This window comes from Vibrio sp. SBT000027 (genome assembly GCF_963894355.1).
GTDB lineage: Bacteria > Pseudomonadota > Gammaproteobacteria > Enterobacterales > Vibrionaceae > Vibrio > Vibrio splendidus.
The window spans coordinates 1,021,165-1,035,206 of the sequence record NZ_CAWQGD010000001.1; the positions used below are offsets into that span (position 1 = coordinate 1,021,165).

General features: G+C 44.4%; 10 protein-coding genes. 4 read left to right on the forward strand and 6 right to left on the reverse strand.

The window, feature by feature from the left end; all coding sequences use genetic code 11:
* Window positions 1-86: 86 nt before the first annotated feature.
* The 4 genes from AACU28_RS04310 to AACU28_RS04325 form a co-directional block, all read right to left on the reverse strand.
* Complete coding sequence (locus AACU28_RS04310; RefSeq protein WP_102502899.1) at window positions 87-998, reverse strand: 2OG-Fe(II) oxygenase; 912 nt, start codon at window positions 996-998, stop codon at window positions 87-89.
* A 233-nt stretch (window positions 999-1,231) separates the two neighbouring features.
* Entirely contained in the window at window positions 1,232-1,984 is a 753-nt protein-coding gene (locus AACU28_RS04315) for a DUF481 domain-containing protein (RefSeq protein WP_121602430.1), read from the reverse strand.
* Between the two features lie 191 nt (window positions 1,985-2,175).
* Entirely contained in the window at window positions 2,176-3,072 is an 897-nt protein-coding gene (locus AACU28_RS04320; RefSeq protein WP_121602431.1) for a hypothetical protein, read from the reverse strand.
* Between the two features lie 232 nt (window positions 3,073-3,304).
* Window positions 3,305-4,021: a GntR family transcriptional regulator gene (locus tag AACU28_RS04325; RefSeq protein ID WP_009845448.1), complete on the reverse strand. Its 717-nt coding sequence runs from the start codon at window positions 4,019-4,021 to the stop codon at window positions 3,305-3,307.
* A 316-nt stretch (window positions 4,022-4,337) separates the two neighbouring features.
* Here AACU28_RS04325 and mngA point away from each other — a divergent pair, with 316 nt between their 5' ends.
* The 4 genes from mngA (at window position 4,338) to manA (ending at window position 11,566) form a co-directional block, all read left to right on the forward strand.
* Window positions 4,338-6,272, forward strand: a complete 1,935-nt coding sequence (mngA, locus tag AACU28_RS04330) for a PTS 2-O-a-mannosyl-D-glycerate transporter subunit IIABC (RefSeq protein WP_121602432.1) — start codon at window positions 4,338-4,340, stop codon at window positions 6,270-6,272.
* A 237-nt stretch (window positions 6,273-6,509) separates the two neighbouring features.
* On the forward strand, window positions 6,510-9,164 hold the full coding sequence (gene mngB / locus AACU28_RS04335) for a mannosylglycerate hydrolase (RefSeq protein WP_121602433.1): 2,655 nt from the start codon (window positions 6,510-6,512) through the stop codon (window positions 9,162-9,164).
* 45 nt (window positions 9,165-9,209) lie between these two features.
* Entirely contained in the window at window positions 9,210-10,376 is a 1,167-nt protein-coding gene (locus AACU28_RS04340) for a glycerate kinase (protein WP_121602434.1), read from the forward strand.
* A gap of 2 nt (window positions 10,377-10,378) precedes the next feature.
* Window positions 10,379-11,566: a mannose-6-phosphate isomerase, class I gene (gene manA / locus AACU28_RS04345; RefSeq protein WP_121602435.1), complete on the forward strand. Its 1,188-nt coding sequence runs from the start codon at window positions 10,379-10,381 to the stop codon at window positions 11,564-11,566.
* A 392-nt stretch (window positions 11,567-11,958) separates the two neighbouring features.
* Here the strand turns inward: manA and AACU28_RS04350 are convergent, their stop codons facing one another.
* A complete protein-coding gene (locus AACU28_RS04350) occupies window positions 11,959-12,249 on the reverse strand; it encodes a putative quinol monooxygenase (protein WP_061025548.1) in 291 nt (96 codons plus the stop codon).
* Between the two features lie 203 nt (window positions 12,250-12,452).
* Window positions 12,453-13,823: an endonuclease/exonuclease/phosphatase family protein gene (locus AACU28_RS04355; RefSeq protein WP_121602436.1), complete on the reverse strand. Its 1,371-nt coding sequence runs from the start codon at window positions 13,821-13,823 to the stop codon at window positions 12,453-12,455.
* Between the last annotated feature and the right edge of the window lie 219 nt (window positions 13,824-14,042).

A 14,042-nucleotide genomic window follows, 5' to 3' on the forward strand; every position in this document is an offset into this window, starting at 1 on the left:
TATCATTTAACATGGTACGAAACTATCTAGAACGGCCCGAAGCTGTCCAGAACGGTACGAAGCTGTCTAGAGCGGTACGAAACAGTCTAGAACGGCGAAAAATCGTCATGTACCACGGTTGGTACCGTCCAACGTTGATGCGCATCTATAGGCTCTGGTAGCGAATTGTGGTGTGGTATTTGTCCACGGTCTCCATACAACCACAATACCAAGTTCGAACGTTCACCACTTGTTATCGGCAGCGCCGCATGTGCGACGTTTCCTCGATGAATCATAGCGACACCGGGCGTGAATGTCGTTTCGTTCATCTTACCCGTAGCAGGGTCATAAAAATTAAGTTCTGACCCTGAAAACTCTTCATCTGGCATATTTACGTTAATGTTGAGCGTGACAGAAGACGCATCAGTATGGAGACGTAAAGAGGTATCTTTGTTCGCTTGATACTGAATCGAGAACCCAAAAGTTTGTGTATCGTAGCCCATGATTTCTGGGAACAATAAACGAGCGATAGGGCGCATGTAACTGTCGAGTAAATCTCGGTAAAACGCTTGGAAACTTGGCGCTGCTAAATAACCTTCTGAACGGCTGTCTAACATCGCTCCACCACGGTTAAGCACTATGCCATATGGTGGGCGCAGCGGAATTTGTGCGTTAGAGACCGCTTCCAAGTAATCACGCAACTCAGCGAGACGTTCAGCATCAAAGAACTGGAACTTAAATACTCCAGGAGAGATCTCTTCGAGCAAGTCTTTTACCGCGATTTCATTCGTTGGATTTTGCCAAGCTTCTCTGACAGCTTCACGCAGGCGGGCATCTAACAGCGAATCATCGAAATCCAATTGGCTGCCTTCCGCACTTGCTTCCCATTCTTTCCAAGCCTCGCTGAACAAGCCCTTATTGTTGTTCCAAAACTGTTGTACAGAAGGAGCTCGTTGAAGCATCGCTTCTCGTGTCGGTAAATCGATGGCCCGTGCGCGCTCTAGTTGATTAGATAACATAATGTGTTCGCTCCTTTTGTTTGCTTGCGACCAATCTATTACACCAAGGTTTGTAGATAAACGGGGTGCAGGGCAAAACAGAATTAACGTTTTCTATATAATCAAATAGCGGCTTAGCGGTTCTGCTTAAGTCAATAAGCGGCAGGAATAGTAGTGATGAACAAATTACGGAGTGATGGGAAGCTTAGACGAACATGCAAATCCTTTTGCAAGTTCGATGGGGGAAGCGTTATTTAGAAATCGTAGTTTAGATTCATTGAACTGTAGATTTCAGCGTTACTTTGGTCTGACGCAACCGTAGTATTGTAAATGTATTCGGTATCAAACGTGAGTGCCAAATTGCCCATCAGAATGTTCTTCAAATAGCCCTTTAGGTTGTAGTTGGTATTCTCTTCACCGTAAGCCATGTTAGCCGTTGCCCCCATAGAAAACGTTTCTGTTAGGGTTAATGATCCATCAATATTGGCATTGACGATCAGTTCATAGTTCTCTTTGTTTGGAAACTCTTCATCAGAAGACTGTCGCTTACTGATTCGGTAACCCGGACCGGCAGATCCTTGGAGTTTGATTCTTTCAGTATCATAAAAGTGGCGACCCAGTCCTGTAGCCGTTATGAATTGCTTACGATAAGTACCAAAGTGGTCGTGTTCAAAACGTGTTGTGGCGACCAAATAGGTGACTTCGTTCAGGTCATAGCTAATGCCATAGTTGGTGGTATAGCGATTGGTGCCGTCTTCATCGTTTTCAGCATCGGTATAGTAGGTATCAAATTGAACTCGTTGGCCCCAGTTCTCTTTTTTGTATCCAACAGAGATTCCAGAGTTGATCGACAAAGATGAGCTTGTGTTTTGTGAGTAGATAAATCCGAGCTTAGTCAGGGTCGTAAAAGGGGATTCTTCAGCTTCTTCTTTTAACTCAGAAGCTTCGCTTAATACGACGTCGTCCTCGAGTACAACTTCTTCAACCTCATCTCCAAATACGGGCATAGAGAACGCGATGAGAAATAAAGGCAGTTTTGCTAGGGAACGTGTGTATAAAACTGTGCTTGTTAATGGGCGCGTTGTTTGTGAGATAGTGTGTGTCGACATAATGGTTTGGTTTATAAAGTGATTTAACACGACGAACGTAAGGTTAGCCGTGAATAGTAGTCAATGATTGAATCGAAAATTGGATTGATTTAAGACGCGATAGGCAAAGGCGAGAAGATGGTTTTAATCGCAGAAAACCCGTTGCCTCGATGAGGGTTGAAATCTTCAATATGCACAAAGAATTCAAGTATCTCAGAGGGTTTATCATCTTCGATTAATAGGAACTCGAGTAATCCCTGTTCGACATGGCATGAAACAATGGTCTCACTCGAATAGTCAGCTAGAACCTGTTCAACATTGATTAAGACGCTGGTCTCAGGCAAGACGTTGAAAGCATCTTGCGCGCATTTAAGAATACAGCTGCACACATACTCACGATATAAGGTGTTGCTTTCAGAAAGAGGCATCGTTTCAAGCTTCACTTCGCCTTGGCACAATACCTTTTTCTCTTTAGGGATGACGTTGTGCTTATTAACCTGAATATTGACTTCTAATAGGTGCCCATTCTTATAGGTATTAAAGTTATGGTTTATCAGCTTGGTGTCGACTACAGCGGCGTTAATCGAGTTCTGCTGCGCTTCTGAAAGGGCAGAAAGCTTGGCGCCACTATCGTTGTTTAAAATGCCTTTCGACAACTGATTACCTTTGGCCCAGTAGCTGTAGTGTTGAACCCAACTTACAAACTCAGTTTTGTATTGTTCGATGTCTTTTTCGGCCGCACGCTCAATATTGTTGGTGAGGGTGTACAACTTCGACTTGCTGCCCAGCAACATATCTAGCCAGTTAGGCTTGTACTCATCGAGTGCTTCCATGGCTTTGACTTTATGATCGAATCGGACCGTTGGCATTGCCGGCGCAGGTTCCATCGCAATCGACTCCCAATTCATTTTTGGGGTCGGAATGGTATGCACGGATTGGATTAAGTGGAGGTGCTGATTGAATAAGCTCACTTCGCTTACCGCGTCCTCAAGTTGTTTGGTATTCATTTACATTCCTGTCGACTGTTGTTCTTGTCATTTGGCGCTTAGTTTATGTTCAAAGCGCGCGAACAGTATTTAAATGAACGTGAATGATCTTTCGTGAGGTTGCTTGATATTGGTTTAGGATTATTTTGGGGAGAAAGCTAGGTTCATGATTGAAATAACAGCACAGAAACACAGAGAACAAGGCGATCTCTGTGCTGGTCAATTTGCTATTATAGAAACTCGCTGATGGGTATTATCTTTGGCGTCTTGCGACCAAAGTAAATCGGTAATCGTTAGACGTGAAGTAGTTACGGCTGTATTCAAACACCGTGTTATTGGCAAGGTAACCGCGAGTACGTTTTTCAATGATAGGCTGAGCTGGGTCAATACCTAGCTGTTTCGCAACATCTTCAGGCGGAAGAATCGGCACCAATTCTTGCTCACTTCTATCAATCACCATGCCTTTGGTGTTCTCAATAAAGTCGTACTTTGATGTCTGCATCACTTGATAGGTGAGATCTGGGAATAAGGCAACAGGTAACCAAGTTTCTTCAACCGTGATTGGATTGTTGTCTATGAAACGAACACGCTTTACGTAGAAAACCAATTCGCCTTCTTTGATATCTAAATGTTCAGACATCGCCAAAGAACACGGCTTCATTTCGAAGGCCAGAACTTCACTGTGTGTAACCACATCCAAATGCGCCCACTTTTCTTGAAAGCTCGACTGTTTGTAGATGTCGTAATTGATCTTGTTCTCTTTGACGTAAGTACCGCTACCTTGAACGCTTTCCAGCTCATCGTTTTCGATCAGTAGTTTCAGCGCCTGTCTAACCGTTACACGACTTACCGAGAATACTTCACGCAATTGCGCTTCCGTTGGGAGTGCTTCTCCAACTTTATATTCACCAGAACTGATCTTTTCTCTTATTGCATCGGCGATTTGGCGATACATAGGGAGTCTTGCCATTTTTGCCTCATTTGTGCGCTAGAACAACTAGACTTTGATTAACAACCTGTACCTTAAATACGTAAATTTGCTCTATATAAGCCTTGCTTTAAAGGTTAGTGTGAGCGTCGTATCGGCGTTTTGTAGTACATATAATACAAATTAAACGATACATAACAAGCTTTCTTAAAGGATTTTCCAATACGATTAAATACAAATTAAATACAAATATGTATTGGTGAGATCGTGATCACGGATTAAATGTCTTGAAGTTGTATTATTCTTCTCGTCGACAGGGACGACTGTCGTACTAATCCGTGACTATGGGACAAAGGTTATGAAACTTACTACTCTAACGAATAAGTCGCTCGTAAATCTGCAAACTAAGTTTAGCAGTCGAGAAGAAGCGATTTACGCACTTGCTGACCAACTGGATCAGCAAGGCAAACTGCATAACAAGCAAGAGTATCTTGATGCAGTATTTGCTCGTGAAGAGCAAGGCCCGACAGCGCTTGGCGAAGGCCTAGCAGTACCGCATGGCAAGACTGACGCGGTTAAAGAAGCTGGCTTCGCTGTAGCAACGCTTAAAGAAGACATGAAATGGAAAGGCTTGGATGAAGACGAAGATGTAAATCTTATCTTCCTAATTGCGATTCCAAATGCAGAAGCGGGTTCTACCCACATGCATCTGCTCACTGCATTGACAACTACATTGGTTGACGACGATGTTCGCGAAGCGGTATTAAAAGCGACAACCGCTGAAGAAATCTTTGTGCTTCTTGATGGCGACAATCAACAAGAAGAAAAACAAGACAACTTAGATACAAATGCACCGACAATTGTATGTGTTACTGCTTGCCCTGCAGGCATTGCTCATACCTATATGGCGGCAGAATATCTTGAAAAGGCGGGCAAAAAGCTTGGCTATAATGTGCATGTTGAAAAACAAGGCGCAAACGGTATTGAAGATCGCTTAACTGCGGAACAACTTAATAATGCTGTGGCGTGTGTGTTTGCTGCTGAAGTTGCGATTAAAGAATCTGAGCGCTTTAATGGCATTCCTCGTGTTGAAACCCCAGTTGCAGAACCGATTAAACACGGTGAACGCATTCTAAATGAAGCAATTGAAGAGTCGAAAAAAGGCAACGGTGCAGAGCGTAAAGTTGCTACTGATGACAAACCGAAGAAACTGCCACTGAAAACTGAGCTTAAACAAGCACTGCTTTCTGGTATTTCTTACGCGGTTCCTCTTATCGTTGCTGGTGGTACTGTTCTTGCGGTTGCTGTTCTTATCGCGCAAATTTTTGACCTGCAAGAGCTCTACGCAACAAAAGATTCTTGGCTATGGATGTATCGCAAACTAGGTGGCGGCCTACTGGGTACATTGATGGTGCCAGTATTGGCGGCTTACACAGCTTACTCATTAGCAGACAAACCCGCACTTGGTCCTGGTTTTGCCGCAGGTATTGCAGCAAACATCATTGGCTCTGGTTTCCTAGGCGGTGTTGTTGGTGGTTTGATTGCTGGTTACGTGATGCGTTGGGTAAAAGAGCATGTTCGCTTAGGCCCTGCGTTTAACGGCTTCCTTACTTTCTACCTTTATCCGGTGATCGGTACTTTGGTGGCAGGTAGCTTGATGCTATTTGTTATCGGTAAACCTGTAGCGTTCCTAAACCAAGGCCTAACGGACTGGTTGAACGGTATGTCTGGCACCAATGCGCTGTTATTGGGTGCGATTCTTGGTCTGTTTGTATCATTCGACTTAGGTGGTCCGGTAAACAAAGCCGCTTACGCATTCTGTTTAGGTGCAATGGCGAACGGTGTTTATGGCCCATACGCAATCTTTGGTTCAGTAAAAATGGTATCGGCGTTCACCGTAACGGCTTCAACCATGATTGCTCCACGCCTATTCAAAGACTTTGAGATTGAAACCGGTAAATCAACTTGGCTACTTGGCCTAGCGGGTATTACTGAAGGTGCAATCCCAATGGCGATTGAAGATCCAATCCGTGTAATCGGTTCATTCCTACTAGGCTCTGTGGTTACAGGCGCGATGGTTGGTGCGGCAGGTATCGGTCTATCGACTCCGGGTGCAGGTATTTTCTCTATCTTCTTGTTACACGATTCAGGTTTGGGCGCATTCTCTGCTGCTGCAATCTGGTTCGGTGCTGCGATTGTCGGCACAGTGATTTCAACTGTTACTCTTCTGATGTGGCGTGGTCATGCTGTAAAAAAGGGTAAGTTTGAAGCAAGTACTGCAACACAGAACTAACTAAATTTTGAGCTAACTTCTAACTCGCAATTAGAACACCATATAAAAAATAACGAACAACTTGGCTGTCCTAAATACCTGTGCTCCTAACGGTTTTATTCACACAGATTCTGGGTGTGGTTTTCTGCACCCTAAATTTAGTGGCAGCCAATTTTAACCCCTTGAAAAACTTTAATTTAGTCGTATTTGGGTTCGAACTTTAGTTTTACTCGAAGCGACACATTTAGGTAAATGATTATGACTACATCACGCGTACATATTACTCCACACATGCACTGGGATCGTGAATGGTATTTCACAACAGAAGAGTCTCGCATTCTTCTTGTGAACAACATGGAAGAAATCATGAACCGTCTGGAGAGTGATCCAGAATACAAATACTACGTTCTAGATGGTCAAACCGCTGTTCTAGAAGACTACTTTGCGATCAAACCAGAGAACACAGAACGCGTAAAAGCATTGGTTGAAGCGGGCAAGCTTATTATTGGCCCTTGGTATTCTCAAACCGACACAATGCAAGTTTCTGGTGAGTCGATTGTGCGTAACATGATGTATGGCATTCGTGACTGTATGAAATTTGGCGATGCAATGAAGATCGGTTACCTACCAGATTCATTCAGCATGAGCTCACAGCTGCCGATGATCTACAACGGTTTCGACATCACGCGTGCAATGTTCTGGCGTGGTTGTTCAGAGCGTCATGGCACGAATAAAACAGAATTCTTATGGCAGTCTAATGACGGCAGTGAAGTGACTGCACAAGTGCTTCCACTGGGTTACGCGATTGGTAAATACCTTCCGCAAGATGAAGAAGGTCTACGCGCTCGTTTAGATAAGTACTTCCCAGTGCTAGAAAAACCATCGGTAACGAAAGACATCCTATTACCGAACGGCCACGATCAAATGCCGATTCAGAAAGACATCTTTGAAGTTATGGACAAACTTCGCGAAATCTACCCAGATCGCGAATTTTCAATGAGCCGCTTTGAAGAAGTATTCGAAAAAGTAGAAGCAGCACGCGACCAACTCGACACAATCAAAGGCGAGTTCAACGACGGTAAATACATGCGTGTTCACCGTACGATCTCTTCTACGCGTATGGACATCAAACTGATCCACGCAGAAATCGAAAACAAGATTGTAAACATCTTGGAGCCTCTAGCGTCTATCGCTTGGACATTAGGCTTCGAATACCACCATGGTTTGATTGAGAAAATGTGGAAAGAGAGCATGAAGAACCACGCTCATGACTCGATTGGTTGCTGCTGTTCAGACAAGGTTCACGCTGAAATCCTAAACCGTTACATCCTTGCGGACGACATGGCGACCAACCTGATTCATTTCTACAAGCGTAAGATTGTTGACCATATGCCGGATCGCGAAGGTTGCGACAAACTGGCGATGTTTAACCTTTCTCCGTACGAGCGTGAAGAAGTGGTGAACACAACCATTACTATCCGTGCTCAAGAATTTTCAATCTTTGATGAAAACGAAAACCCAGTTGAGTACTTCATCCAAGACAAGCGCCAAATTGACCCAGGTAAAGTAGACCGCCAAATCGTTCACTACGGTAACTACGACCCGTTCATGGAGTTTGATATTCAAATCAAACGCACTGTTCCAGCTATGGGCTTCACCACGTTACATATCCAAGGTAACGAGAAGGGCGCTGTAAAAGTTGCCGAGCAAAAGGACTACCTATTAGAAAACGAGTACTACCGAATCAATGTGAACGACAACGGTACTCTGACTATTTTCGATAAAGAGACAGAGCAAGTGTTCGACCAAGTACTTCGTTTGGAAGACGGTTCTGATGACGGCGATGAGTACGATTACTCTCCATCTCGTCAAGAATGGTTACTGTACTCAGACGAGTTCCCAGTCGAAACATCGATTGACCACCAAGGCTTCCAATCGGTAGCGAACATCGCTTTCCGAATGAACGTACCTGCAAACCTTGCAGAGCGTGAAGAACGCACGGGTCAAAACGGATTCGTTGAAGCGCAATGCCAAGTGGTATTGAAGCAAGGTTCTCGCCGCATTGAAGTACGTATGGAACTAGACAACCAAGCCGACGACCACCGTGTACGTGTCTTAGTACCAACGCCATTCGTTTCTGAAACTGTGGTTGCGGATAACCAGTTCGGTTGTATTACTCGACCAACCAATGACCCAGCAATGGCGGTTTGGGAAGAAGAGAAGTGGAAAGAAGCACCGGTTCCGGTTTACCAACTGATGAACTTCGCTGCGCTAGAAAACGGTAACGCAGGCATGGCAATCATGTCGAATGGTCTACGTGAATTTGAAGTGATTGCGTCTCAAGGTGACGAAAACCGAGATACCTTCGCACTGACACTATTCCGCGGTATCGGCGTGTTAGGTAAAGAAGAGCTATTGCTTCGTCCGGGTCGTCCTTCAGGTATCAAGATCCCGACACCAGATTCACAAGTGCGCGGCAAGTTAGTGTGTGAATTCACGCTGTGTGGCTTCTCTGGTAACCACATTGACGCGAACATCATGGCGCAAGCACGTGACAATGTCACTCAGATCGAATGCTACAACAAGATCCCTTACAACGCGATGAAGCTGAATGTGGGTGAGCAAAACCTACCAATGAGCTTCTGCTTGCTATCGAAGCAACAAGCAGGTGCGGTACTAAGCGTACTTAAGAAAGCGGAAGACGAAGATGCGTTGATCATGCGTGTCTACAACCCGGCAGAAACAGGTTCAGTGTCAGATTCAATCACCTTCACTCAAACCGTTTCGAGTTGGAAAGAGACAAGCATGGACGAGCGAGTACGCGAAGGTGATGTAGCAACAGAAACCTTTGGCGACTTATCTTTTGGTGAATTGGCATCTTGCCAAGCAAAAACATTCCAAATCAAATTCTAATTTCAATCACCCGCTCACCTTGGTGGGCGGGAATGGTGAACGACAATGAAAATTGTAATTGCCCCCGATTCATTTAAAGAATCACTCGGCGCTCATCAAGTTGCGTCTTGTATTGAGCGTGGATTTGCTGACGTTTTCCCTCACGCAGAGTTTGTGAAAATGCCACTCGCCGATGGCGGAGAAGGCACGGTAGACGTGTTGTTAGACGCGCTCAATGGTAAGAAGCAAGGGCTGCAAACGACGGATCCAATCGGACGTGAATGCACGGCTTACTGGGCTTCACTTGTACAACAGGTTGATGGAAAAAGCGTAAACGCTGCCTTGGTAGAGTTTGCCCAAGCGTCGGGTTTAGACCGATTAACCGTAGAAGAAAGATCACCTCTCAAAGCATCGTCTTACGGCACAGGGTTGCTGATTCGAGATGCGCTAGATAAAGGCGTGGAACAAATCATCATTGGTCTGGGCGGCAGCGCAACCAACGATGCAGGTGCTGGCATTTTACAAGCGTTGGGAGGCAAGCTATTAGACAAGCAAGGCAACGAGTTATCTGGTGGCGGCGCCGAATTAAGTCAACTAGCAAACATCGATCTTGATGGGCTACATCCGAGATGTAAAGAAGTGACGTTCGTGGTCGCATGTGATGTGAATAATCCACTGTGTGGTGAAAGCGGAGCCAGTGCCGTGTTTGGTCCACAGAAGGGAGCATCAAAAGCTCAAGTTGAACAACTTGATATTGCGATCGGTCACTTTGCCGATATCGCTCAAGCACATACGGGTACTAATCATCGCGACACAGCTGGTTTTGGTGCGGCTGGTGGTACACCTCTGGGGTTAAGTCTTGCATTCAATATCCAAATTAAAGCGGGTATTGAGATGGTATTAGATGCTTTGGATGCAGATAAGGTTCTTGAAGGTGCTTCACTGGTCGTGACCGGAGAGGGGCAGATGGACAACCAAACACTGCAAGGTAAAACACCTTTCGGTATCGCTCAGAGAGCTCAAAAGCTGAGTATTCCAACCATTGGAATTGCGGGCTCTTTGGGGAAAGACGTTGAAAAGCTTTACGGCTCAATGTCTAGCTTATTTGGAACCGTACGTTCACCTCAGTCTTTAGACCAAGTTTTATCAGAAGCGAATCAAAACCTGACTCGTACTGCCCGTAATATCGCCGCCACGCTCAAGCTTGGCTGCCAGATTTTTAATGAGAAGTAATTATGTCTCTATTTAAACTCGAAAACGTTATTCAAAACTACGCATGGGGAAGCAAAGACTCCATCAACCAACTGTTTGGTATTGTGAACCCAAACCAAGAACCTCAAGCAGAGATTTGGATGGGTGCTCATCCTAATGGTTGCTCAAAAGTAGGCGATACCGGTGAGCCGCTTTCTCACATGATTGATGAAAATAGAATCGATGTCTTAGGTGGGTACACGGCGGCACGTTTCGGTGAACTACCTTTCTTATTTAAGGTGTTAGCCGCTGAAACACCGTTGTCGATTCAGGTTCATCCGAATAAGCGTAAATCTGAATTAGGTTTTGAGCGAGAGAATGCACTTGGCATCCCTTTGAATGCGTCCAATCGAAACTACAAAGATCCAAACCACAAGCCTGAGTTGGTTTATGCGTTGACCTTCTACAAAGCGATGAATGGCTTTCGTCCAATCGACGATATTATTGCCTTGTTCGAAGAAGCAGATATTCCTTCGTTAGCGATTGAGCGTAATGTACTAAAAGCCAATGCCGACAGTGATTCTTTGAAGTCTTTCTTTAGCGCAATTATGTCTCTTGAAGGTGACCGTAAGGCCTCTGCGCTTAATGAGCTTTATGCCGCGCATGCGCGACCAGCCAAAACGGCCATGGGGCGTGAAGCTCTGCAATACAGCATTGAATTCAAACAGCACTATCCGGGTGATATTGGTTTGTTTGCACCATTGATGCTCAACACGGTTGAACTGGCGCCCGGTGAAGCGATGTTCCTGTTCGCAGAAACACCTCACGCTTATGTTCAAGGCACAGGCTTGGAGATCATGGCAAACTCAGACAATGTGCTGCGTGCAGGTCTCACACCCAAATACATAGACGTTCGGGAGCTTATCGACAACACGATCTTTGAGCCGATTAAGCCAGAAGATATTCGCCTTAAGCCTGTATTGAAAGAGGGTAAGATGAGCTATCCGATTCCAGTGGATGACTTTGGCTTTGATATCTTATCTGCGACTGATGAGAGCAAGTCACAGTATTTACGTAGCGCGGAGATCTTGTTTTGTGTGGAAGGAGAGGCGACCGTCACTTCAGAAGGACGTACAGTATCTCTTAAGCCCGGAGAATCGGTCTTTGTAAGTAGTAATTCAAGTGTTTACCAATATCAAGGGAATGGCATTTTGGCTCGTGCTTTTAACTAGTGCCCCCGTGCTAGTTAAAGCAAAAGAAATGTCAGAGTGCCACTGTAAAGAGGCACTCAATATTGGATTGATGGTTGTTATACCAATCACAGTAAGTAAGTGATCAGAAATAGCGCAGGAAAAAGACTTGAGAACAAGGCAGAATTTTTCGATAAGTAGTTATTCTACAATCAAAAATTCTAACGCAGTTATCGAGTTTTTGAACCAGCTAGGCTGACAGTTATTTACTACGATTGGTATTATCTATCTGTCTTTGACAGTCATGATTATTGACCATACCCGCTACTCTGGCGGGTTTTTTCATTATTAGAATGAGCAGATATAAGCTTGTAGAAACGAAAAACCCTGCGATCAGAGCAGGGTTTTCTATTGAATCAGTACTGAGTGACAGGTTAGGCAATGTGAGTCATTTTATTAAGCACAAAGGTTTCGATACAATCTTCAGTCGCAGCCATGTACTCGGCGATGTGTTGGCTCGCTAAGTGTTTCTCTAGATGAGCTTCAGACTCCCAGTTCTCATGAAAAACGAAGTGAGCAGGGTTACTGTTATCTTGGTGCAGATCGTAATTTATACAACCATCTTCAACACGGGTTTTGTCGATCAATTTAATCATCTCTGATTTCACTAGCTCAATCTTATCTTCTTTAGAGACGATTGTTGCAATAATCGTTAGCTTGCCCATTCTTTATTCCTCGGTGTTCCACTCAATAAGTGCAAGTAATATAAGTATAAATTCAGATTGAAAAAAGAGTTCTGGGATCCAATAACTATGGTTCTTGGCATCCACAATTCAAGTTGAAAGCCAAAAGCTAGTGGCGATTAGGTTACTCTCATTAAAAAGCCCCCATGGCAAGATGAGGGCTTCTTAGATCTCAATTAATTGGGTTAGTTACTGAAATCAGCTTTGATCCAAACCATACGGTGATCTGAAGAAACATCCTTTCCGTTACCATAATCACCAATTCGTGAGTCATTGAATAGCTTGCGTCCTTCTTCGTACGAAGCTGACCAATAAACACCAGATTCAACAATGTTCAGTGAAGCTGACGGCAGTGCGTAATCAACAGCAAGTCCAAACGTCGAAGTGATACGGTTTGGCTTTGGGTGAGATGATGATTTATCGACAGCATGCTCAGCAGCACCGTAACTTGTCGGATACAAGCTGCCATTGGTGACATCTTGGTTAACTAATGCATCGTTGTGCAAGTCTTGCATCACAGAACTAATACCGTCGCCATCTACTGGGTCTAGGTTTTGATCGCCCATCATGACAAAGTGTTGCCCTTGCTCAAGGCCACCCGTTTTTCCAGAGTCGTCATAGATAAACGATTTGTTCTGGATATATTGGTGCCAGAAGTCTACTTCGGCTGCGTTCTGTTCAATGTTCTTACCTACATCGAAAGCAGGCGGAGTAGGGTGTGACATCAGTAAGTGAACAGTTTCTGTACCATCTTTGGTTGGGATGAGGATTGGCGCATCAACGTGGTTCTTTGAAGACAAGCGAACTTCTGCCCATTCGTCGTTCGTGTACCACTCATCGCCGCAAACCATACCTGTTGGGAACTTACTAGGATCGTCGCAAACAGTGATTGTTGGAATAGTAGCACCTTCGAGATCTTTCCATTTAAACTCTTGGAATGTACGCGTGTTGGCTGTGTCGATTTCATATTTTGACATCAGAGCAAATGCGTATTGCCCATGATACAAACCGAAGCCCCACGCATCTCCTGGCAGTGTTCCAGCGTTACCATCATTGTCTAAATCAAAACCAAATTCGTTTAGTAAACCTGTATTAGTTGAGTAGCTTTCAAAGTATGGGTATGAGATTGGCTCTAAGTTTGCGTCGCCACCTGCACCTTCAATACTTTGAGCGACAGAGAGATAGTTCTTTTGAAAACCTTCTAGCGCTGATTTATCAGTACCTGTGCCGTCATTGTTAAATTCAGCCATCATAAGCACGTCAGGGCGATTCTTTTGAATCACAGCTGCGACGTTGCGGATCTGAATAACTTTTGCTGCCGTTTCTTTGTCAGCGTCATCAATCGTGTTATCCAAATAGTCGGTCACTAGTTTTGTTTGAGCGCTTGGCTCAATCTGCATTTCCGTTACAAGGTCTTGGAAGGTGGCACGATCAAAAGACAAGTTGTAAGTCGCGATCTTTACTTCTTCAGGTTGAACGTAATCTGTGTCACTACTGCACCCGATCAAAAGTGCGGAAGAGATGGCGAAAGCGATAGATGTTTTTAACATTTTCATAAAATGGGTCCGCTAATTGCTGAAAGAATTTTGGGACGCGCATGTTATGGGATGGGTATCGTTCTGTAAGTGACATTTGTCACAGCAAGCTCTATAGGTTGACATCTTGTTGCAGCGAAAGTGTGACATTTGGAACTGGTGTCTGTTATTAGAATAAAGACTTAAAATTCATGTATTTAATTAGATCTGTGAAATAAAAATGCCCTTATCGGAAGATAA